The 21,549-nt window shown below is 64.4% G+C and carries 18 protein-coding genes; 14 read left to right on the forward strand and 4 right to left on the reverse strand.

Translation table 11 applies throughout. The features are described 5' to 3' along the window. Positions 1 to 245: 245 nt before the first annotated feature. Entirely contained in the window at positions 246 to 1,040 is a 795-nt protein-coding gene (locus AC0L2C_RS06500) for a DUF1223 domain-containing protein (RefSeq protein ID WP_473523004.1), read from the reverse strand. 178 nt (positions 1,041 to 1,218) lie between these two features. Here AC0L2C_RS06500 and AC0L2C_RS06505 point away from each other — a divergent pair, with 178 nt between their 5' ends. Beyond that, positions 1,219 to 1,914 (forward strand): ceramidase domain-containing protein, encoded by a 696-nt coding sequence (locus tag AC0L2C_RS06505; RefSeq protein ID WP_473523005.1) that lies wholly within the window; start codon positions 1,219 to 1,221, stop codon positions 1,912 to 1,914. A gap of 77 nt (positions 1,915 to 1,991) precedes the next feature. Here AC0L2C_RS06505 and acnA read toward each other — a convergent pair whose 3' ends face one another. After that, positions 1,992 to 4,682: an aconitate hydratase AcnA gene (acnA, locus tag AC0L2C_RS06510; RefSeq protein ID WP_473523006.1), complete on the reverse strand. Its 2,691-nt coding sequence runs from the start codon at positions 4,680 to 4,682 to the stop codon at positions 1,992 to 1,994. 285 nt (positions 4,683 to 4,967) lie between these two features. On the opposite strand from acnA, the gene ccmA reads away from it, so the two are divergent. From ccmA to AC0L2C_RS06545, 7 genes are all read left to right on the forward strand, one after another. Then, positions 4,968 to 5,576, forward strand: coding sequence for a heme ABC exporter ATP-binding protein CcmA (gene ccmA / locus AC0L2C_RS06515; protein WP_128171123.1), 609 nt, complete (start codon positions 4,968 to 4,970; stop codon positions 5,574 to 5,576). Positions 5,577 to 5,637: 61 nt separating this feature from the next. Then, complete coding sequence (locus AC0L2C_RS06520) at positions 5,638 to 7,158, forward strand: hypothetical protein (protein WP_473523007.1); 1,521 nt, start codon at positions 5,638 to 5,640, stop codon at positions 7,156 to 7,158. Positions 7,159 to 7,325: 167 nt separating this feature from the next. Next, positions 7,326 to 8,630, forward strand: coding sequence for an ABC transporter substrate-binding protein (locus AC0L2C_RS06525; protein ID WP_473523008.1), 1,305 nt, complete (start codon positions 7,326 to 7,328; stop codon positions 8,628 to 8,630). A 26-nt stretch (positions 8,631 to 8,656) separates the two neighbouring features. Next, positions 8,657 to 9,538, forward strand: a complete 882-nt coding sequence (locus AC0L2C_RS06530; RefSeq protein ID WP_091596321.1) for a branched-chain amino acid ABC transporter permease — start codon at positions 8,657 to 8,659, stop codon at positions 9,536 to 9,538. Beyond that, on the forward strand, positions 9,535 to 10,497 hold the full coding sequence (locus tag AC0L2C_RS06535) for a branched-chain amino acid ABC transporter permease (RefSeq protein ID WP_473523009.1): 963 nt from the start codon (positions 9,535 to 9,537) through the stop codon (positions 10,495 to 10,497). Before AC0L2C_RS06530 ends, AC0L2C_RS06535 begins: the two co-directional genes overlap by 4 nt. Beyond that, on the forward strand, positions 10,494 to 11,219 hold the full coding sequence (locus AC0L2C_RS06540; RefSeq protein WP_287238335.1) for an ABC transporter ATP-binding protein: 726 nt from the start codon (positions 10,494 to 10,496) through the stop codon (positions 11,217 to 11,219). The genes AC0L2C_RS06535 and AC0L2C_RS06540 overlap by 4 nt, the downstream gene beginning before the upstream one ends. Beyond that, the gene (locus AC0L2C_RS06545; RefSeq protein WP_473523010.1) at positions 11,216 to 11,935 is read left to right on the forward strand and encodes an ABC transporter ATP-binding protein; all 720 of its coding nucleotides are present in this window, start codon (positions 11,216 to 11,218) and stop codon (positions 11,933 to 11,935) included. The genes AC0L2C_RS06540 and AC0L2C_RS06545 overlap by 4 nt, the downstream gene beginning before the upstream one ends. Here AC0L2C_RS06545 and AC0L2C_RS06550 read toward each other — a convergent pair whose 3' ends face one another. Both AC0L2C_RS06550 and pncA read right to left on the reverse strand, forming a co-directional pair. Continuing rightward, positions 11,936 to 13,366: a sodium:proton antiporter gene (locus AC0L2C_RS06550; protein WP_287238337.1), complete on the reverse strand. Its 1,431-nt coding sequence runs from the start codon at positions 13,364 to 13,366 to the stop codon at positions 11,936 to 11,938. Between the two features lie 41 nt (positions 13,367 to 13,407). Beyond that, complete coding sequence (gene pncA, locus AC0L2C_RS06555) at positions 13,408 to 14,007, reverse strand: bifunctional nicotinamidase/pyrazinamidase (RefSeq protein WP_091596328.1); 600 nt, start codon at positions 14,005 to 14,007, stop codon at positions 13,408 to 13,410. 301 nt (positions 14,008 to 14,308) lie between these two features. On the opposite strand from pncA, the gene AC0L2C_RS06560 reads away from it, so the two are divergent. The 6 genes from AC0L2C_RS06560 (at position 14,309) to AC0L2C_RS06585 (ending at position 21,481) form a co-directional block, all read left to right on the forward strand. Further along, positions 14,309 to 15,172, forward strand: coding sequence for an FAD binding domain-containing protein (locus AC0L2C_RS06560; protein ID WP_287238339.1), 864 nt, complete (start codon positions 14,309 to 14,311; stop codon positions 15,170 to 15,172). 101 nt (positions 15,173 to 15,273) lie between these two features. Then, positions 15,274 to 18,027: a molybdopterin-dependent oxidoreductase gene (locus AC0L2C_RS06565; RefSeq protein WP_473523011.1), complete on the forward strand. Its 2,754-nt coding sequence runs from the start codon at positions 15,274 to 15,276 to the stop codon at positions 18,025 to 18,027. After that, entirely contained in the window at positions 18,024 to 19,565 is a 1,542-nt protein-coding gene (locus AC0L2C_RS06570) for a 6-hydroxynicotinate reductase (RefSeq protein WP_287173260.1), read from the forward strand. The genes AC0L2C_RS06565 and AC0L2C_RS06570 overlap by 4 nt, the downstream gene beginning before the upstream one ends. Further along, on the forward strand, positions 19,565 to 20,446 hold the full coding sequence (locus AC0L2C_RS06575; RefSeq protein ID WP_287173262.1) for a UPF0280 family protein: 882 nt from the start codon (positions 19,565 to 19,567) through the stop codon (positions 20,444 to 20,446). Before AC0L2C_RS06570 ends, AC0L2C_RS06575 begins: the two co-directional genes overlap by 1 nt. Then, a complete protein-coding gene (locus AC0L2C_RS06580; protein WP_473523012.1) occupies positions 20,439 to 21,023 on the forward strand; it encodes an amino acid synthesis family protein in 585 nt (194 codons plus the stop codon). Before AC0L2C_RS06575 ends, AC0L2C_RS06580 begins: the two co-directional genes overlap by 8 nt. Further along, positions 21,020 to 21,481, forward strand: a complete 462-nt coding sequence (locus tag AC0L2C_RS06585; protein ID WP_091596340.1) for a MarR family winged helix-turn-helix transcriptional regulator — start codon at positions 21,020 to 21,022, stop codon at positions 21,479 to 21,481. The genes AC0L2C_RS06580 and AC0L2C_RS06585 overlap by 4 nt, the downstream gene beginning before the upstream one ends. Positions 21,482 to 21,549: the final 68 nt, after the last annotated feature.

Here is a 21,549-nt window from a genome sequence, read left to right on the forward strand (position 1 = left end):
CCGGCGTCAGAAGCAAGCTGACGTCGGTTTTTTATTTTATTGGCCGAGTGAATGCGCGGCCTTCCCTTCTCCCCTGTGGGAGAAGGTGTCGCCGATGGCGACGGATGAAGGATGTTGCAGCTTGGCAATTTGCTTGAAATCGCCGCTGCCTCATTCCTTCGACGTTGCGCGCCGATCCACCACCCGGGGCGAGTCGTGGGCCTCGCCCGCCCTTCGGGCCTCACAAGGGGAGAAGGAGAGGGCGTTCAGGGCTTGTGGATCAGGGCGGCGCCCAGGATGGGACCCGGCATGCCGTCTTTGCCCACCGATTGCAGCAGCACGGCGCAGCCGCCTTTCTTGGCAATCACGCTCATCGGCAATTCGTAGCGCTGCGCCTTGCCGTGCCACATGCCGGCGGTCTGGATGCCGGAGACGGCGTTCCAATAAGTCATGCTGCGGCCGGTGTTCTCGCCCTTGCCGATCTTGATGGTCTGCGGCGGGTCGAAATAGACGATGACGACATGGGCATCGCTGGGGCCGCTGCCGGCATCGCCGGCGTCGATGATGACGCGGTCGCTGGTCCGGCTGACGTCGATGGGGACCCGCATGCCCTCGCCGGATATTTTCATGCGGGCGAGCGCGCCGTCGACTTCCTCGCGGCGGGCGCCGTTGACATGGCTGCGGCCATTGATGACGGCCTGCGGCGTATAGACCGAGCGGCTGCCGAAGGCACGCATATATTCATACTGCCGCTCGGTGTTCTCCTTGCGGCTCAGCGTGTCCTTCCAACCGAGATAATCCCAGTAGTCGACGTGATAGGCGAGCGCGACGATGTTCTCCTTGGCGGCAAGCTCGGCGAAAAATGCATCGGCCGGCAGGCAGGAACTGCAGCCTTGGCTGGTGAAGAGCTCGACCACGCCCAAGGGCTGGCCGACCAGGGATTTATCTGTCTGGGAGCGGTCGGCCTCGCCGGCAAGCGCATTGGCGGCAAGTCCAGCTCCGGCAAGCACCGAGAGGGCCAGCGCAAACGCCGCAAGCCGCAATGGTCTTCGAGGTGTCATGGCCGTTTCGACTCCCGCCGGTGATGGCCGGCTTTGTTCTGGTTGGCGAAATATGTGGCAGAAGCGGCAGTCAACGGGAAGTCACGTTGCGGTGAAATTCTACCGTTGCGACAAACTGCAAGGGCGCAACAGGATGGGCTACACTTCAAGGTAGTTACCGATTCGGGCGACAATCAGCATGTGGCAAACTCTCCTGACGCCGGTCGACCTGTACTGCGAGCGGGTCGGGCCAGAGTTCTGGGCCGAGCCGGTCAACGCACTGACCAATCTGGCTTTTCTTGTCGCCGGGCTGTGGGGTGTCCGGGAGGTGCGCCGGCGTGGCACAGGCATCTTCGCCGAAATGCTGGCCTGGTGGGTGGTGGCGATCGGCATCGGCTCGGCGCTTTTCCACACCTTTGCCAACCATGCCACGGTCTGGGCCGACGTGCTGCCGATCGCCGGGTTCACGCTGGCCTACACGCTGTTCAACCTGCGCCGTTTCCTCGCTATGCAATGGGGCAAGGCGATCGCCATCTTCTTCGCCTTCTATGCCGTCACCGGGTTGTTGACTTGGGCCGTGCCGGACTGGCTGCGCCAGGCATCGAACGGCACGACCGGCTACCTGCCGCCCTTCCTGGCGCTCGCCTCCTTCGGCGCCTGGGTGGCAGCGAGCGGCAACCGCGCCGGCTGGTACAATCTGGCGGGCTCGGCGATCTTCGTCGTGTCGGTCATCTTCAGGACGATCGATCCGCTGGTCTGCGGCAGCTTCCCGCTCGGCACGCATTTCCTGTGGCACTTCCTCAACGGGCTGATGCTCGGCGTGCTGCTGGCGGCGGCGGCGCGGTTCGGAGGGCCGAAATTAGGGCAGTATGGCAGTAGGGCAGTAGGGCAGTAGGAGTAGGGAATAGGACGAGGCAGCGGAGGCGACTTTTCCCCTGCTGCTTACTGCCCTACTCCCCTATTCCCTTCACATTATGCGGCCAGATCGCGCAGCACATATTGCAGGATGCCGCCGTTCTTGAAGTAGTCGAGTTCGTCCAGCGTATCGATGCGGCAGATGATCGGAATGTTCTTCACCGTGCCGTCGCCATAAGTGATCTTCGCGATCATCTTCTGACGCGGCTTGATGGCGCTCAGTCCGTCGATTTCGACCAGTTCGTCGCCCTTGAGGTTGAGCGAGGCCCATGAGGTGCCTTCCTCGAAGACGAAGGGGATGACCCCCATGCCGACCAGGTTCGAGCGGTGGATGCGCTCGAAGGACTGAGCGATGACGGCGCGAACACCCAACAGGTTGGTGCCTTTGGCCGCCCAGTCGCGCGACGAGCCGTTGCCGTATTCGACACCGGCGAAGATGACCAGCGGCACGCCTTCCTTCTTGTACTCCATGGCGGCGTCGTAGATCGATTTCTCTTCCTTCGACGGATAGTGGATCGTGTAGCCGCCCTCGCGGCCGTTCTCACCCAGCATGTGGTTGCGGATGCGGATATTGGCGAAGGTGCCGCGCATCATCACCTCGTGATTGCCGCGCCGTGTGCCGTATTGATTGAAGTCGGCAACGCCGACGCCATGATCGATGAGGTACTTGCCGGCCGGCGAGGCCGCCTTGATCGAGCCGGCCGGTGAGATGTGGTCGGTGGTGATCTTGTCGCCGAACAGGCCGAGCACGCGGGCGCCCTTGATGTCGCCGATCGTGCCGAAGCCCGATGTCATGCCAGCGAAGTAGGGCGGGTTCTGCACATAGGTCGAATTGTTGTCCCAGGAATAGGTCTGGCCTTCCGGCACCCTGACGTTCTGCCAGTATTCGTCGCCCTTGAAGACGTCGGCATATTTGCGGGCGAACAGTTCGCGCGTCACGTTCCTCTCGATGAACTCCTGGATCTCGACCGAGCTCGGCCAGATGTCCCTAAGGTAGACCGGGTTGCCGTCGCGGTCCTCGCCGAGCGGTTCGGTGGTCAGATCCTTGGTCACGGTCCCGGCCAGTGCGTGGGCGACGACCAGCGGCGGCGAAGCGAGGTAGTTCGCCTGCACGTCGGGCGAGACGCGGCCTTCGAAATTGCGGTTGCCGGAAAGCACCGCGGCAGCAATCAAGCCCTTGTCGTTGATGGTTCTGGAGATCGGCGCCGGCAACGGGCCGGAATTGCCGATGCAGGTGGTGCAGCCGAAGCCGACCAGATTGAAGCCGATCTGGTCCAGTTCCTTCTGCAGGCCGGATTTCTCCAGATATTCGGCGACGACCTGGCTGCCCGGCGCCAGCGATGTCTTGACCCACGGCTTCTGCTTGAGTCCGAGCCGGTTGGCGTTGCGTGCCAGCAACCCGGCGCAGATCAGCACGCTCGGGTTCGACGTGTTGGTGCAGGAGGTGATGGCGGCAATGACGACGTCGCCATGGCCAAGGTCGTAGTCGGTGCCCTCGACGGCATAGCGCTTGTCGATTTCGACCGCCTTCTTGTATTCGGTTTCCATCGCCTTGACAAAGCCGGCCGGAATGCCTTCGAGCGCGACCCGGCCCTCTGGACGCTTGGGGCCGGCCATCGACGGCACGACACTGCCGAGATCGAGCTCGAGCAGGTCGGTGAAGACCGGATCGGCCGACCCGGTATCGCGCCACATGCCTTGCGCCTTGGCGTATGCCTCGACCAGCGCGATGCGGTTTTCCTCGCGGCCGGACATGGTGAGGTAGCGGATGGTTTCGCCATCGACCGGAAAGAAGCCGCAGGTCGCGCCATATTCGGGCGCCATATTGCCGATGGTGGCGCGGTCGGCCAGCGTCATGTTGGACAGACCCGGACCGAAGAATTCGACGAACTTGCCGACGACGCCCTTCTTGCGCAGCATCTGGGTGACGGTGAGCACGAGATCGGTGGCGGTGACGCCTTCCCTGAGCCTGCCGGTGAGCCGGAAGCCGATGACTTCGGGCAACAGCATGGAGACGGGCTGGCCAAGCATCGCGGCCTCGGCCTCGATGCCGCCAACGCCCCAGCCGAGCACGCCAAGGCCGTTGATCATGGTGGTGTGCGAATCGGTGCCGACGCAAGTGTCGGGGTAGGCGGTGGTTTCGCCGCCTTCGGAGTTGGTCCACACGACCTGACCGAGATATTCGAGATTGACCTGGTGGCAGATGCCGGTGCCGGGCGGCACGACGCGGAAATTGCGGAAGGCCTGCTGGCCCCATTTCAGGAATTTGTAGCGTTCCTCGTTGCGCTCGTATTCAAGCTCGACATTCCGGGCGAAAGCCAGCGGCGTGCCGAACTCATCGACGATGACCGAGTGGTCGATGACCAGGTCGACCGGCACCAGCGGATTGATCTTTTGCGGGTCGCCGCCGAGCGAGGCCATGGCATCGCGCATGGCGGCCAGGTCGACCACGGCCGGAACGCCGGTGAAATCCTGCATCAGCACGCGGGCCGGGCGATAGGCGATCTCGACCCCGGCGGTGCCCCTGTCGGTCAGCCAGCCGGCGACCGCCTGGATGCTCTCCTTGGTGACGGAACGGCCGTCCTCGTTGCGCAACAGGTTCTCCAGCAGCACCTTCATCGAATAGGGCAGTTGGGCGATGCCGGTGAGGCCGTTCTTCTCGGCCTCGACGAGGTCGTAGTAAACATAATCGGAGCCGCCCGCGGTAAGCGTGCGGCGGCAATTGAAACTATCGAGGGATTTTGACACGTGCGATCCGTCCTTGTCTGTTCAGCCTGAAAGGGAACGGACGCCGATGGCATGCAATCACGCGCAAAGGTGCGGGTACGGCCATTTCCGCTGTCCGTTCCCAGCCAACCCGAGCCGTTCAAGGCGGCGCGTGCGCTGGTTCGGCGCTAATTCGCTTCCCGTGCCGACCGCTGGCACGGATGCCCCGCATATAGAGAATTTCCTGGAATAGTTCTAGACAGTCGAACGGCTATTTTGTGCGATGCGGCAGCTGCCGTGGCGCGATGTTTTCGGGACGGGCATGGAATGCGGCTGATCGCCGAAAATCTGGGCGGCGAACGCGGCGGCGAGGCGGTTTTTTCCGGCCTCGACTTTGCCCTTGGCAAAGGCCAGGCGCTGATCGTCACCGGGCCGAACGGCGCGGGAAAATCGACACTGCTCAGGGTCGTTGCCGGGTTGCTGCCGGTGGTGGCAGGCCGTTTGCTTCTCGAAGGTGGCGGTGAGGATTTTCCGTCGGTCGCCTCGGCCTGCCACTATCTCGGCCACCAGAACGCGATGAAGACGGCGCTGAGCGTGGCGGAGAATCTGCGCTTCTGGCGCGATTTTTCGGGCGCGGATTTCTTGAGCGCCGAAGAGGCGCTGGCAATGGTCGGGCTTGACGGTATCGGCCATCTGCCGTTCGGCTATCTCTCCACCGGACAACGCCGCCGCGCGGCGATCGCAAAACTGCTGGTCAGCCGGCGGCCGCTGTGGCTGCTCGACGAGCCGACGGCCGGATTGGACAAGGCTTCGGAAGAGCGATTCGGCCGGCTCATGCGGGAGCATCTGGACGAGGGCGGAATCATTATTGCGGCGACGCATCTGCCACTGGGGTTGGAGGGGGCACAGGAATTGAGGATGGGGGAAACTCGGTAATGTCGGCGTTCCCGCCCACCCCCCTCTGTCCTGACAGCCAATCTCCCCCCTTGCGGGGGAGATGTCCGGCAGGACAGAGGGGGGTGCGAAGGATCACTGCGGGCGAGCATATTCTTTCTGGACGGGAGCTTTCATCTGTTCGGCTTTCTTCGCATCACCCACCCCAGCCTTCGCCCATGCCTCCGATCGCGGCCACGTCCTGCTTCTGCCCACCGGCTACTACGTCGCCGGCGGCGCGTTCGCGGTCGCAGCCAGTTTTCTTGTCCTGGCGCTGCTGCCCTCAGACTTTCCTGCCCGCTTCTGGCGGCGGCGCCTGCCGCTGTTCGCATTCGGCGACCGCGCGCGGGCGGTCGTCAGCTTGATATCCTTTGCCGGCTTTGTAATTCTGATTGCGGCCGGCCTGTTTGGCAGCCGTGATCCGCTCTCCAACCCGCTGCCGCTGGCGATCTGGACGCTGCTCTGGGTTGGCCTGGTGTTACTGCAGGGGCTGTTCGGCAATCTCTGGTCATGGCTCAACCCGTGGTACGGGCCCTGGCGTGTCATTTCGCGCCTGTTCGGCAATCGCAAGGTCGTCAATCGCAAGACATGGCGACCGCCTGCGTGGCTCGGCTGCTGGCCGGCTTTCGCGCTGTTCTTCGCCTTCGCCTGGTTCGAGTTGATCGACCCGGCGCCCGACGACCCGGCGCGGCTCGCCTGGGCCGCCGGCCTTTATTGGCTGCTGAGTTTTGCCGCCATGCTGGTGTTCGGCTACCGCGACTGGACCCGGCGCGGTGAGTTCCTGACCGTCTTCCTCGCCATGGTTGCGCGCTTCGCCCTGCTTGAGCGCGACGAAGGCAAGCGCAATGAAGGCGGGCGCAATGAAGGCGGGCGCAATGAAGTCGAGCGCAAGGAAGGCGGTCGGCTCAGTCTGTGCTGGCCGGGCGCCAAGCTCGGCGATGCCGCGCCGCTGTCGCTCAGCGGCATTGCTTTCCTGCTGCTGGCGCTGTCGTCGGTGTCGTTCGACGGCCTGTCGAAAACCTTCTTCTGGCTCGGCCTGTTCGGCATCAATCCGCTGGAAGTCCCGGGCCGCACGGCGGTGATCGGCATCGGCAGCTTCGGGCTCGTGCTGACGTTCGTCTTGCTTGCAGCCGCGTTCATCATTGCCATTGTCCTTGGCCAGCATCTTGCCGGCAGCCCGAATTCCCTCAGTCAGGCCGCAGGGCTGCTGGTCTGGTCGATCGTGCCGATCGCGCTCGCCTATCATGTCGCGCACTATCTGACCGCGCTGCTTGTCGATGGCCAATATGCGCTGGCTGCGCTTTCCGACCCGTTCACGCTTGGCTGGAACCTGTTCGGCACCGCCGACATGCCGATCGAAGCCGGCGTCGCTGCCGGCGCCGGCTCGGCATGGTGGCTGTGGAATTTCCAGGCCGGCGTCATCATCATTGGCCACATGCTCGCCGTGCTCGTCGCGCATGGCCTCGCCTGGCGATTGCATCCGCGTCCCGCGGGCGCCGCGCTCAGCCAGTTTCCGCTCACCGTGCTGATGATCGCCTATACGGTCTTCGGCCTGTGGTTGCTTGCCACGCCTTCGGTCGGGTGAGACAAAACCCGGCTTCGATGACGTCGATCAGTCCCCGGGGGGAAAGCTCGCTTGCCACGTCAGGGCTTTGATGATTTAGTTTGTACACATGCAATTTCGGCGCTCTCACCAAGAGTGGCCCGTCTCGCTACAGCCATTGGTCAAACTCAAAAACAAGGGGAACTGCCGTGACTGACAAGAATGGGTTTTTCGATCTCTCCAAAACCGGTCTCACCCGCCGCACCGCGCTCAAGGGATTGGCCGCGGGCGCCGGCCTTGCCGTCGCGCCTGGGTTCGTGCGCTACAGCCAGGCGCAAAGCTCGGCGCCGATAAAGATTGGCTTCCAGTGCCACCGCACCGGCATCGGCGCCGCCTATGGCCGCTGGTACGAGCGGACCACCGCAGCCGCGGTCAAGGCGATCAACGAAGCCGGCGGCATCAACGGCCGGCCGGTCGAGGTGATCATCGAGGATGACGGCACCGATCCCGGCCGCGGCGCCGAAGTGGTCGGTAAGTTCGCCACCCAGCACAAGACCGACATCGTCTACGGCACGCTGTTTTCGCATGTCGTCATCGGCTCGGCGCCGGCCGTCGGCGAGGCCAAGATGCCCTATTTTGTCGTCAGCGAAGGCCACCACGTCGCCTCGACCAAGCTCAACCGCTACGTCTTCCAGCCCGGCATCACCGACGTGAAGAGCCAGATCCAGGCGATGGCGCCGTGGATCGCGGCGAATGCCGGCAAGAAGGTGACGCAGATTTTCCCCGATTTCGCCTTCGGCTACGACCATCGCGACTACCTGCCGCCGGCGCTGAAGGCGCAGGGCGCCGAGGTCATCGCCCAGATCGCCATCCCGCCGACGGAATCGTCCTTCACCAAATATTTTCCGCAGATCCCGGCCGAGACCGAGGTGATCTACCACGTCATGGTCGGCCCGGCGGTGCTCACCTTCGTCAAGGAACTCGGCGAATTCTACGGCTCCAGCCGGCCGCAGCTGTTCGGCTTCATCGATTCGCTCGAAGCCACCGACATCAACAGCCCCGGCCTCGAATTCCTCGACGGCAGCCATTTCTGGGAAGGCTCGCCGCGCTACGCGCAGCCAGATGATTCCCCCGCGCAGAAGGCCTATCGCGCCGCCGTCGGCATCGACGACAATGGCGCCGCCGTCGGCGATCCGAAGGACGTCTCCACCGCCGCGCACATGTTCGGCTGCTGGGAAACGCTCTATGTCGTCAAGAAGGCGATGGAGGATGCCGGCTACAAGGGCCCGGAAGACCGTGCCAAGCTGGTCGAGGCGACCGAGGCCTTGACCGAGTTCGCCGAGGGCCCCGAGCATCCGCAAGGGCCGAAGACCTTCAACGGCAAGATCCACCAGTGTTTTGGCATCCAGAACATCTCCAAGGTCGAAGGCGGCCGGCTGAACGTCGTCCACAAGACCAAGATCGAGGACGGCCTCTACGAGCCGGAAGGGGATTACACGACGCAGGCGCTGTGAGCTTGCACCCCGCCAGCGTATAGCCGATGCACTTCGGACCTCATCTTCTTCTCGCTGCCCTCGAAGGCCTCGTCACCTCCGCCGTGCTGGCGCTGACGGCGCTTGGCCTGTCGCTGGTGTTCGGCGTCATGCGCGTCGTCAATGTCGCCCATGGCGAGTTCTTCATGCTCGGCGCGGTGCTTGCCTGGGCGATCTCCACGGCGATATCAGGCCATCCGGCGCTCGGCTTCCTCGCAGCCCTGGTGCTGGCGCCGCTGATCGTCGGCCTGATCGCGCTGGTCTCCGAACGGCTGGTGCTGCGCCGGCTGAATTACAATCCGGAAGCCACCATCGTCGCCACCATCGGCATGCTCTACATCATCCAGCAATTGGCGCTGACCTTTTATGGTCCGGAGGCACGGCCAGTGGAGCCGCCCTTCAGCTACCGCATCCTTTTGCCGTGGTTCGGCTACTCCGGCTACAAGCTGTCGATCATCGCCGCATCCGCGCTTCTGCTGGTGGCGACCTGGTTCGTGCTGACGCGTACGAGAATCGGCCTCGTCATGCGCGCCACGCAATATGACAGCGAAACGGCGCAGGCCTTTGGCATTCCGGTCGACCGCGTCTATGCCGGCGTCTTCGCGCTCGGCGCCATGCTGGCGGCGGTGGCCGCGGTGCTGATCGTGCCGATCAGCCAGGCGCATTACCTGATGGGACAGGACCCGCTGCTGCTGTCCTTCATAGTCGTCATCATCGGCGGCCTCGGCTCGCTGCGCGGAACCGTGGTCGCCGCCGTGCTCATCGGCCTGTCGGACGGCATCATCTCGGTGTTCTTCTCGCCGACGCTGGCCAAGATCATCGCCACGCTGCTGGTGGCCATGGTGCTGGTGTTCCGGCCGCAAGGCCTGTTCGGGACGGCATCGCGATGAAGGAGGCTTCACCGTCAAAGGCCTATGCGTTGCATCTGGGCGTCATCGTCCTGCTGTTCGCCCTAAGCTTCGTCCTGCCGGAATATCACCACGGGCTGCTCGCCCGCATCATGGTGCTGGCGGTTTTCGCCATGGGCTACAACCTGCTGTTCGGCTATGTCGGGTTGCTCAGCCTCGGCCACGCCATGTTCTTTTCGGCTGGGCTCTATGGCGCAGGCCTTGCCGTCATCCACCTCGGCTGGAGTGTGCCGGCCGCCTTCGCCGCCGGCCTTGCCTGCGGCGCGCTTCTCGCGCTGGTGATCGGGTTGCTGGCGCTGCGCACTTCCGGTGTCGCCTTCATGATCGTCACCATGATGTTCGCGCAGGTGTTCTATCTGATAATCCTCTATCTCGCGGCCTGGACCGGCGGCGATCAGGGCCTGGTGGTGCCGCAGTCGGCGCGTGTGCTTGTTTTGGGCGACACCTCGCTCGGCCTCACCAATCCGACCGTGCGCTACATGAGCGCGCTGGTCCTGTTCTCGATCGTGCTGCTGGTGACGCTCGGCATAGTCCGCTCCAGGTATGGCCGTGTGCTGGTCGCCATCCGCGAAAACGAGGAGCGGACCAAAATGCTTGGCTACGACATTTTTTCCAACAAGCTTGCCGCGGTCGTCGTCTCCGGCACCATCTGCGCGGCATCGGGCGCCGCCTACGCGCTGCTGTTCGGTTATGTCGGCTCGACCTTCGCCTCGGTGCAATATTCCATCCTGCCGTTGCTCTGGGTGCTGCTCGGCGGTGCTGCGACCACGCTCGGTCCGCTGATCGGCACTCTGTTCATGTACTATGTCGTCGACGTCACCAGCGGCTACACCTCGGCCTATCTGCTGATCGTCGGCATCGCCCTCATCGCGCTGGTGCTGTTCTTCCCCAGGGGCATTCTCGGCACCGTCCGTCAGCGCTGGCTCGGATGGCTGCCATGATGCCGCTGCTGACGACCAAAGGCCTGTCCCGCAATTTCGGCGGCCTGCGCGCTGTCGATGGTGTCGATTTCGCCCTCATGCCGGGCGAGATCCGCGCCGTCATCGGCCCCAATGGCGCCGGCAAAACCACCTTCGTCAGCCTGATCAGCGGCCGCATCCAGCCGTCATCGGGCATTATCGTCTTCGACGGCGCCGACATTACCAACCTGCCGGCCTACGCCAGGGTCCGCCTTGGCATCGCCTACACCTTCCAGATCACCAGCGTCTTCGCCAACCTCACCGCCTACGACAATGTCGCGCTGCCGGTGCAGCGCACGCTGACCGACGGCCGCTCGAAAGGTGCTGTGCATGCCGGCGTCATGGCGGCGCTGGAGCGCACCGGCCTTGCCGACCGCGCCCATATGCCGGCCGGGCAATTGTCCTATGGCCATCAGCGCCTGCTCGAAGTGGCGATGGGGCTGGCGCTGAAACCGCGCCTGCTGATCCTCGACGAGCCGACGCAGGGGCTGGCCGACAGCGAGATCGACAATTTCATCGGGCTGGTGTGCGAGATCGCCAAAAGCGCCACCGTGCTGCTGATCGAGCACAACATGCCGGTGGTCATGCAGCTTGCCGACCGCATCACCGTCTTCAACGCCGGCAAGATCCTGGCCGAAGGCACGCCCGAGCAGGTCCGCGCCAATACGCAAGTGCAGGACGCCTATTTGGGGACGACCCCATGACGCAACCGCGGGCTGAAGCACTGACCATTTCCGGGCTCGACTGCTTATACGGCGAGGTCCAGGTCCTCTACGGCCTCGACCTCGTGCTGAACAAGGGCGAGGTGCTTTGCCTGTTCGGCCGCAACGGCGCCGGCAAGACGACGACGCTGAAGGCGATCATGGGACTCGTTCCCACACGCGCCGGCTCGATCAGGCTCGACGGCAGGGAATTGACCGGCCTGCCGGCGCACGACGTGCCGAAGGCCGGCGTCGCCTATGTGCCGCAGGGCCGGCGGCTGTTTGCCGAGATGACGGTGGCCGAAAACATCGAGATCGGCCTGATGGCCCGCGGTAAGGGCAAGGTGACGCGCGAAAACGTGCTCGACCTTTTCCCGCTGCTGCGCCAGCGGCTGAGACAACGCTCCGGCACGCTGTCGGGCGGCGAGCAGCAAATGCTGGCTATGGCACGTGCCCTGTGTCTCGAACCGCAGGTGCTTCTGCTCGACGAGCCGACCGAAGGGCTGATGCCGTCGATGATCGCAAAAATTCGCGAGACGGTAGCGAAGCTGCGTGTATCAGGCGTCTCGACGATCCTGGTCGAGCAGCGCGTCGATGCCGTGCTGTCCGTCGCCGACCGGGTCTCGTTCATCGAAAACGGCCGCAACCGCGAGACCGTCGATGTCGAGGAGCTTCGCGCCGATCCGTCGGCGGTTCGCCGCTATGTCGGCGTCGGCTGATCAGCGAAAGAACAGAAAACCCGCGATCAGGAATATCGGGACCAGCACCGCGCCCGACCATGCCATGTAGCCGAAGAAGCCCGGCATTTTTACGCCGCGATGCCTGGCAATGGCGTAAACCATGAAATTCGGCGCATTGCCGATATAGGTGTTGGCGCCCATGAACACCGCGCCGGCCGAGATCGCCGCCAGCGTCGAGGCGAAGGTGGTCATCAGATGCTGCGGATCGCCGCCGGCGAGCTCGAAGAACACCAGATAGGTCGGCGCATTGTCGAGGAAGGAAGACAGCGCTCCGGTCATCCAGAAATAGGCCAGGTCGTTGGGCTCGCCCGTTGGCGAACTGACCAGCGAGACCAGCGGCGCCAGCGCGCCGTCGGCACCGGCCCTGAGAATGGCGATGACCGGAACGATGCAGATGAAGATGCCGGCGAACAATTTTGCCACTTCGGCGATCGGCTCCCAGTGGAAGTTGTTCGCCCGCCTGTGGCTCTTGCTTGAGACAGCGAGCGAAAGCAAGGCGAGGGCCAGGATGATGGCGTCGCGCACAAGGTTCTGCAATTCAAGGCTCACGCCCTGGACGGAGAACGCCACGCCCGGCTTCCAGGTCGCGGAAAGCAGGATCGCGCCGATCACCCCGGCCAGCAGCGGGAAGTTGGCCAGGCCTCGGATGCGCACCTTGGTGTCCGGTGTCGGATCCTTGATCTTCGGCGCACCGGCCTCGCGGCGATGCAGGATGATGTCCATGGCCAGGAAGACGGCCAGCACCAGGCCGCCAACGAACAGTGTCTCCTGATAGAGATTGGTGGTGGTCCAGAAGAAATCGACGCCGCGCAGGAAGCCGACGAACAGCGGCGGATCACCGAGCGGCGTCAGCGAGCCGCCGATGTTGGACACCAGGAAAATGAAGAAGATGACGACATGGGCGTTGAACGGCCGGTTGTCGTTGGCGCGCAGGATCGGCCTGATCAGGATCATCGAGGCGCCGGTCGTGCCGATAACCGAGGCGAGAATCGCCCCGATCAGCAGCAGTCCGGCATTCACCAGCGGCGTGCCGTGGATGTTGCCGGCGACGAGGATGCCGCCCGAAATGGTGAACAGCGCAAACAGAAGAATGATGAACGACATGTATTCGGTGAGCAGCGCATGCAGCACCGCCTCTGCAGCCGAAGCCATGCCGAACGCCAGCGCCAGCGGCACGACCGCAAGCGCCGCCCAGAACAAGGTGATCTTGCCGTAGTGATGCTCCCAGACATGGTGGAAGAGCAATGGCCCGGTGGCGATCGACAGAAGCAGGCCGGCAAAGGGCAGCGCCCACCACAGCGACATTGTTTCGCCCGGCAGTTCGTGGACCTCGGCTGCAAGCACTGTTCCCGGAAACAGGGTTGCGACTGCCACCACAGCGCCCGCCGTCAAAGCCGCCGCAAACCGCATAATGCCCCCTCTGGAATTGTGTCGAATGCGATTGGTGATGTTCAAGCCAGCGTCACGCCGGCATCGCGCATTCGGTTCAGCATCGTCTCGAGTGAGCCATTGAGATCGATGCCGCGGCAGGCGTCGAGCCGCACTGTCGTGTGAAAGCCGTGCTTGACCGCGTCGAGCGCCGAGAAGGCGACGCAATAATCGGTCGCCAGGCCGACCAGGGTCAGCGTGTCGATGCCGCGCTCCTTGAGATAGCCGGCAAGGCCGGTCGGCGTCGCATGGTCGTTCTCGAAGAAAGCCGAATAGCTGTCGATCTCCGGGCGGAAACCCTTGCGGATCACCAGTTCGGCCCTGGTCCAGGCAAGGCCCGAATGGAAATCCGAACCCAGGCTGCCCTGGATGCAGTGGTCGGGCCACAGCGTCTGCGGGCCGTAGGGCATCTCGATCGTTTCGAACGGCTGCTTGCCGGGATGATTGGAGGCAAAACTCGAATGTCCGGCGGGATGCCAGTCCTGCGTCAGCACGACATGTTCGGTCCGCCGGATCAGGTCGTTGACCAGGGGCACGATCTCGTCGCCGCCGGCCACCGCCAGCGCGCCGCCCGGACAGAAATCGTTCTGCAGGTCGATGATGACAAGCGCTTCGTCGGCCATGGAGCCTCCCTCTTGTTTGTCCCGGAGGCATGAAGTCTGCCGAAACGTGGAATCCGGTGTTCGAACCCGCCGAAAATGCCGCTGACGCAACGGATGCAGAAACTTGACCAGATGGCCGGCTGCGTCAACTCCAACGGCATAACAAATGCGTGCCGTCGCGCCGATGCGGATAGCGGCTCGAAACTCTGGCTTTGACAATTCCTGCCGGCTTGATATCATTTGCATACGAATGAATTTGACCGGCCCGAATGCCGGAAGGACTCCCTATTTTTGGGAAGGCCCATTTTTTGGGAAGGCGGGCGTGATCCGTTACGCGAAACCCACCACGGTCGACGAGGCGCTCGCTCTGCTTGGCGAGGCTCCGTGGCGCATCCTTGCCGGCGGCACCGATTTCTATCCGGCACAAGGAGCCAAGCCTTTCCGCGAAAACGTCCTCGACATCAACGGCCTGGCGACGCTGCGTGGTATTGCTGAGACCGACAGCCATTGGCGCATCGGCGCGCGCACGACCTGGACCGATCTTGTCCGTCATCCGCTGCCGGCGGCCTTCGACGCGCTGAAGCAGGCGGCGCGGGAAGTCGGCTCCGTCCAGATCCAGAACGTCGCCTCCATCGCCGGCAATCTCTGCAACGCCTCCCCGGCGGCCGACGGCGTGCCGGCGCTGCTCGTCCTCGACGCCGAGGTCGAGTTGCGCGCGGTGGCGATGGTCCGCCATCTGCCGCTGGAAAAATTCATCCTGGGGAACCGCCGCACGGAACTGCAGCCGGGCGAAATGGTCACCGCCATCCGCGTGCCGAAAAACGCGGCCACCGGCACGTCGGCTTTCGAAAAACTCGGCGCGCGCCGCTATCTCGTCATTTCCATAGCCATGGCGGCGGCTCGCTTGACCATTGAGGATGGCATCGTCGCCAACGCCGCCGTCGCCGTCGGCTCCTGTTCGGCGGTCGCCAGCCGTCTTGCAAGTGTCGAAGCAGCTTTGCGCGGCGTCCCGGTCAACAACGCTCTCGTCGCTGCGATCCAGTCCGCACCGATGGACGAGCTTTCGCCGATCGACGACGTGCGCGGCAGCGCCGAATACCGGCTGGACGCCGCGCGCGAGATTGTCGCCCGCGCCGTTCTCGGTGCCGCGGGTCACGCGTCGGTCGAGAAGGTAGCGGCGGCATGAGCCAAGCTCAACCTGGCATGACCAAAACTCAGCCTGGCATGAGCGGAGCTCAGCCTGGCATGAGCGGAGCTCAGCCTGGCATGAGCGGAGCTCAGCCTGGCATGAGCAGGGAGCGCGCCGACATCGCCTTCGAGGTCAACGGCGCCGCCGTCTCTGTCTGCGTGCCGCCGGTTCGCCGTCTCTCTTCGGTGCTGCGTGACGAATTGCGGCTGACCGGCACCAAGGTCGGCTGCGACGCCGGCGACTGCGGCGCCTGCACGGTGCTTGTAGACGGCGAACCTGTCTGCGCCTGCCTGATGTCTGCGGCTTCTGCCGCTGGCACCGTGGTGACCACGGTCGAGGGTCTCGCCAACGGCAAATTGTCGGCGCTGCAGGCCTCGTTCCTCGACCATGGCGCGGCGCAATGCGGCATCTGCACACCCGGCCTGCTCATCGCGGCGACAGCGCTTCTGGACAGCAACCCCAATCCAACCGAGGCCGAAACCCTGGATGCCCTGGGCGGCGTCCTCTGCCGCTGCACCGGCTATCGCAAGATCATAGCTGCGGTGATGGATGCGTCGCGCCATGCAGATGACCTCGACCATCGCATGCCACAGTCCGGCCACGCCGTTGGTTCATCCCCGATCAGGCTCGACGGCCCGCCGAAAGTCACCGGCGGCGAAAAATTCGGCGGCGATTCCTTTCCGGCCGAAGCGCTGGCGGTGCTGGTGATTCGCTCGCCGCATTATCACGCCCGCTTCGCCTTCGGCGACCTCGACGCCTGGGTGAAAGTCCATCCCGGCATCGTCGGCGTCTTCACCGCTGCCGATATTCCGGGAAAGAACTGCTTCGGCGTCATTGCGCCTTTTGCCGACCAGCCGGCGCTGGCCGAAAATTTTTCGCGCTTTCGTGGCGAGGCGGTGGCGCTGGTTGCCGGCGAGCGCGAGGCCATCCTCGATCTCGACCTTGCGGATTTTCCTGCTCGTTGGACCGAGTTGCCGCATGTCCTGCAGCCAGCCGAGGCGCAAGCCGGCGGTGCGCAGCTGATCCACGAGAACCGGCCGGCAAACCTGCTCACATCAGGCTTTGTCGAGCGTGGTGACCCCGACGCCGCCCTTGCCGGCGCCGCCTTCACTGTTTCCGGCGCCATGGACACGTCCTATGTCGAACACGCCTATATCGAGCCCGAGGCCGGCTATGCCTATATGGACGGCGACACGCTGGTCGTCGTCGCCTGCACGCAGGCGCCCTATATGGACCGCGACGACGTCGCAAAAGTGCTTGGCCTTGCCGTCGACAAGGTGCGGATCGTGCCGACCGCCACCGGCGGCGGCTTCGGCTCCAAGCTTGACGTTTCGTTGCAGCCGCTGATCGGTCTGGTCGCCATGAAAACCGGGCGGCCGGCAGCACTTGCCTACACCCGCAATGAATCGATGATCTCGACCACCAAGCGTCATCCCGCCGAGATGAAGGCGACGATCGGCGCCGATGCCGATGGTCGCGTCACCGGCATGGTCTTCGCAGGCGATTTCAACACCGGCGCCTATGCGAGCTGGGGACCGACCGTCGCCAACCGCGTACCGGTGCATGCCTCCGGTCCCTATGCGACGCCGAATTATCGGGCCGAGGGCCGCGCCATCCATACGAATGGCCCGATCTCCGGCGCCTTCCGCGGTTTCGGCGTGCCGCAGGCGACGATCATGCAGGAGACGCTCTATGACGAGCTTGCCGCAAAGCTTCGGCTGGACCGGCTCGATTTTCGCCTCCAAAACTGCCTTCGTAACGGATCCGAAACCGTCACCGGCCAGAGGCTGGAATCGGGCGTCGGCATCGCCGAGTGCCTCGAAGCGCTGCGTCCGCATTGGATGCGTGCGCTTGTCGATGCCGATGCGTTCAACAGTGCCAATGACAGCACGAAACGCGGCGTCGGTGTCGCCTCCTGCTGGTACGGCTGCGGCAACACCTCGCTGCCCAATCCGTCGACCATCAGGGTCGGCATTTCGGCTGAAGGCGATGTCGTCCTGCATCAGGGCGCCGTCGATATCGGGCAAGGTTCGAACACGGTCATTGCGCAGATCTGCGCCGACGCGGTCGGCCTGCCGCTCGAAAAATTCCGCTTGAAAAGCGGCGACACGGCGATCACGCCGGACGCCGGCAAGACGTCCGCCTCGCGTCAGACCTTCGTGACCGGCAAGGCCGCCGAAAAGGCCGGCCGTGCATTGCGCGAGACGATGCTGCGCTTCGCCAATGTGTCGGAGAGAGCGGCGATCGCTCTGGATGGCGCAAGCCTGGTCATCCGCGAGGGCGAAGCGACACGGCATATCGATTTGTCCACGCTGAAGGCCGACGCCGATGGCTTGGTCTTTCGCGCCGAGGAAAGCTATGACCCGCCGACCCTGCCGCTCGACGCCAAGGGCCAAGGCAAGCCTTATGCCGTCTATGGCTACGGCGCGCAGATCGCCGAACTGGAGGTCGACCTCAAGCTCGGCACGGTCAAGCTGATCAAGATCACCGCCGCGCATGATGTCGGCAAGGCGATCAATCCGCTGCTTGCCGAAGGCCAGATCGAGGGCGGCATCGCGCAAGGCATCGGCATGGCGCTGATGGAGGAATACATCCCCGGCCGCACCGAGAATCTGCACGACTACCTGATCCCGACGATCGGCGACGTGCCGCCGATCGAGACCATCCTGATCGAAGTTCCGGATCCGGAAGGACCCTTTGGCGCCAAGGGCCTGGGCGAGCATGTGCTGATCCCGACGGCACCGGCGATCCTCAATGCCATCCGCCATGCCACCGGTGTCCTGGTCAGCAAAATTCCGGCGACGCCGAGCCGCATCCGCGCCGCGATCCGCGACAAGGAGGCACGCCGATGAGCGAGCTTGCCGAACGTTTCGAGACGCATGATCCCGGCGAGAAGCAGGTGGCGGAAAAGATCCGCTGCGATGCCTGCCCGGTCATGTGCTACATAGCAGACGGCCGCACCGGCGCCTGCGACCGCTACGGCAATGTCGGCGGCAGGATCGTGCGGATGGATCCGCTGACCATCCTCGACCACGCGACCGAGGCCGGCGGCGCGGTCGTGCCGTTTGTCGCTGAGGGCGAAGAATGGGACGGCGAACTGGTCAACACCGGCCGCCGCTTCGTCACCGCGATCGGCGCCGGCACCACCTATCCCGACTACAAGCCGGCGCCTTTCATCGTCAGCCAGGAGGTCGAAGGCGTCGATCTCGTCACCGTCGTCACCGAGGCCATCTTCTCCTACTGCGGCGTCAAGGTGAAGATCGACACCGACCGGCATATCGGCCCCGAAACGGCGACGGTCCGCGCGGCGGGCGAGGCGATCGGCCATGTCACGACAGGCGAATACGGCTCGCAGATGCTGTCGCTGGGCGGCGTGCATCATCTGACCGGCGGCTCGAAAGCCGAAGGTCGTGCCACCTGCGATGCGCTGCTCAATCTGTGCAACCGCAAGCCGGTCGAGCTCACCATCGACGGCGGCGCTGTGGTCATCGTCGAAGCCGGCAAGCCGCCGGTCATCGACGGCAAGCTCGAGCAGCGTATGCGCGTCGGCTGCGGATCTGCCACCATCGGCATGTTCGCCACCCAGTGGCGCGGCCTGGTCGACGAGGTGGTGGTGGTCGACGATCACATCACCGGCGTCGTCTCCGAGCATCAGGCAGGCAAGGTGCTCGGCTGGCAGGACACCGGCATAAAAATCATCGGCCGCCGTTCGACGCCGGGCCGCTATTTCAAGGTGTCGGAGCCCGGCCTCGGCTGGGGCGGCACCAGCATTTCCGATCCGCTGTCGATCCTTGGTGAGTGGAATGCAAAGAAGGGCGCGCGTCCCGGCCTGTCGCTGCTGATGGTTTCGACCACTGGCGAGCAGTTCGCCTATTACGAGCTCAACGAGGAGTTGAAGCCGGTGCAGAAACCGTTCCCCGAGCGGCTGCAGAAATCCGTCGGCCTGATCGAGGACAATTGCGAGCCGGCGCTGTGCACCGTGCTGTTCGTCGGCGGCGCCGGCGGCTCGCTGCGCGCCGGCGTCACCGAGAACCCGGTCAATCTGACCCGCTCGGTGCAGGGCCTGACGACCTATGTGACGGTCGGCGGTGCACCGGTCTATGTCTGGCCGGGCGGCGGCATCACGCTGATGGTCGATGTCGCCCGCGTGCCGGAAGGCGCCTTCGGCTATGTGCCGACGCCGGCGCTGGTGGCGCCGATCGAGTTCACCCTGCGCCGCGACGATTATATCAGGCTCGGCGGCTACGAAGCCGAGATCCGCAGCGTTGACGACATTCTCGCCAAGGGCGGCGAGTATCTCAACCCGCGCCGCGGCACTGGCGCGGCAGCCAGCAATCCGTGGCCGCCGCTGGCACAGTTGCGGCGTGCAGCGGCAGACGGGGCCAAGTGATGAACGGCCCGCAGGCACATTGGCTTGAGGACGGCAGCCGGCTGCATCTCAATCATGGCCCGATCGACCTGATCGTCGAGGCATTTGGCGAAGCGGACGAACGCCGCGCCGCCTATGGCCAGGCGGTGGCGCGGTTTCAAACAATCCTGCAGGAGCTCGCCGACGAACTGCCAGAACTGCGCCGGCCGGCCTCGTCGCGACCACGTGCTTTCGCTGGCCCGACGGCCCGACGCATGGAAGCAGCGATTGTTCCGCTGGCGAAACAATTCATCACGCCGATGGCTGCGGTCGCCGGTTCGGTAGCCGACGAAATGCTTGGCGCGCTGCTGGCCGGGCGCCGGCTCGATCGCGCTTACGTCAACAATGGTGGCGACAGCGCGATCCATCTCGGCAATGGCCGGTCCATGACGCTTGCCATCGCCGGGACAGGCCATGGACTGGCAGACCGTATCACGATCCGTGCCGAAGACGGGATCCGCGGCATCGCGACCAGCGGCTGGCGCGGCCGTTCCTTTTCGCTCGGCATCGCCGACGCAGTTACCGTGCTGGCGCGGACCGGTGCTGAAGCCGATGCCGCCGCGACCCTGATCGCCAACGCCGTCGACCTGCCCGGTCATGGCGCCATCGAGCGCATGCCGGCGCGCGATCTGGCGCCCGACAGCGACCTTGGCGATCGCCTGGTCACCCAGGGCGTCGGCGCGCTTTCTGCCAGCGAAATCGCCGCCGCGCTGGACCGAGGGCTCGCCGCCGCCGAAGATTTTCGGCGACATGGCCTGATTGCCGCTTCAGCCTTGTTCCTTGCCGGTCAGGCACGGATCGCCGGTCCCATGGCGCTCATTGCGCCCAACGAGAAATCGAGGAAGGAAATTGCCCATGCCTGAGTTTGCGATCCGCAAGGTTGCGGTGCTGAACGAGGAGATATTTCATGAGGGCGGGCCGGTGGCGAAGGTGCCGCGCCGCCGCGCCGCTGCCATGGCGGTGGTCAACAACCCATTCGCTGGCCGTTACGTAGAAGACCTGCAGAGCGCCATGGACGATCTGAAGCCGCTCGGGCTGCTGCTCTCCGACAAGCTGATCGCCGCATTGGGTGGCGACTTGAAACAGATCGACGGCTACGGCAAGGGCGCCATCGTCGGTATCGCCGGCGAACTGGAGCATGGCGCGCTGTGGCATGTGCCTGGCGGCTATGCCATGCGCGAGCGGCTCGGTGACACCAAGGCGATCGTGCCGTCGGCAAAGAAGGTCGGCGCCTTCGGCGCGCGGCTCGACGTGCCGCTCGGCCATATCAACGCCGCCTATGTGCGCAGTCATTTCGATGCCATGGAGGTCGGCATCAGCGACGGGCCTCGTCCCGACGAGATCCTGTTCTGCCTCGCCATGACCTGCGGCCCGCGCGTGCACGACCGCATGGGCGGTCTCGCGGCAAAGGACATCAAGGCATGGGACGGACTGCGGTGAGCGCCGAAGACATCAAGCTCAAGCTGGTCGAGGCCGAGGAGCCCGACGAGAACGATTACCGCCTGCAGGAGCAGGTCGGCTTCATCCTGCGCAAGGCGCACCAGCGCCATGTCTCGATCTTCGCCGCGCACATCGCCGACCTGACGCCGCCGCAATTCGCCGCGCTGGCCAAGTTGCACGATGTCGGCGAGACCTCGCAGAACCAGCTTGGCAGCCTGATCGCCATGGACGCGGCGACGGTGAAAGGCGTCATCGACCGGCTCAAGGCGCGCGGCCTGGTCGAGCTTTCCAAGCATGAGGTCGACAAAAGGCGCCTGCTGGTCAATCTGACCGCTGAAGGCCGCAAGGCCGTCGAGCGGCTGATCCCGATCGCCCGCGAGATCACCGAGGAAACGCTGGCGCCGCTTTCATCCAAGGAGGCGGCGATTTTCATGAGGCTTTTGGCCAAGCTGGCGTGAGCGCGGCCTTGGTCAGTGCTGCCCCTCACCTGCCTGCCGGCATCCTCTCCCCGTAGAACGGGGAGAGG

The sequence above is a fragment of the Mesorhizobium sp. WSM4845 genome, from assembly GCF_055811455.1.

Coding starts and splice junctions, on each gene's coding strand:
- AC0L2C_RS06500 (WP_473523004.1), bottom strand. CDS start 1,040: ATGACACCTCGAAGACCATTGCGGCTTGCGGCGTTTGCGCTGGCCCTC.
- AC0L2C_RS06505 (WP_473523005.1), top strand. CDS start 1,219: ATGTGGCAAACTCTCCTGACGCCGGTCGACCTGTACTGCGAGCGGGTC.
- ccmA (WP_128171123.1), top strand. CDS start 4,968: ATGCGGCTGATCGCCGAAAATCTGGGCGGCGAACGCGGCGGCGAGGCG.
- AC0L2C_RS06520 (WP_473523007.1), top strand. CDS start 5,638: ATGTCCGGCAGGACAGAGGGGGGTGCGAAGGATCACTGCGGGCGAGCA.
- AC0L2C_RS06530 (WP_091596321.1), top strand. CDS start 8,657: ATGCACTTCGGACCTCATCTTCTTCTCGCTGCCCTCGAAGGCCTCGTC.
- AC0L2C_RS06535 (WP_473523009.1), top strand. CDS start 9,535: ATGAAGGAGGCTTCACCGTCAAAGGCCTATGCGTTGCATCTGGGCGTC.
- AC0L2C_RS06540 (WP_287238335.1), top strand. CDS start 10,494: ATGATGCCGCTGCTGACGACCAAAGGCCTGTCCCGCAATTTCGGCGGC.
- AC0L2C_RS06545 (WP_473523010.1), top strand. CDS start 11,216: ATGACGCAACCGCGGGCTGAAGCACTGACCATTTCCGGGCTCGACTGC.
- AC0L2C_RS06550 (WP_287238337.1), bottom strand. CDS start 13,366: ATGCGGTTTGCGGCGGCTTTGACGGCGGGCGCTGTGGTGGCAGTCGCA.
- pncA (WP_091596328.1), bottom strand. CDS start 14,007: ATGGCCGACGAAGCGCTTGTCATCATCGACCTGCAGAACGATTTCTGT.
- AC0L2C_RS06565 (WP_473523011.1), top strand. CDS start 15,274: ATGAGCAGGGAGCGCGCCGACATCGCCTTCGAGGTCAACGGCGCCGCC.
- AC0L2C_RS06570 (WP_287173260.1), top strand. CDS start 18,024: ATGAGCGAGCTTGCCGAACGTTTCGAGACGCATGATCCCGGCGAGAAG.
- AC0L2C_RS06575 (WP_287173262.1), top strand. CDS start 19,565: ATGAACGGCCCGCAGGCACATTGGCTTGAGGACGGCAGCCGGCTGCAT.
- AC0L2C_RS06580 (WP_473523012.1), top strand. CDS start 20,439: ATGCCTGAGTTTGCGATCCGCAAGGTTGCGGTGCTGAACGAGGAGATA.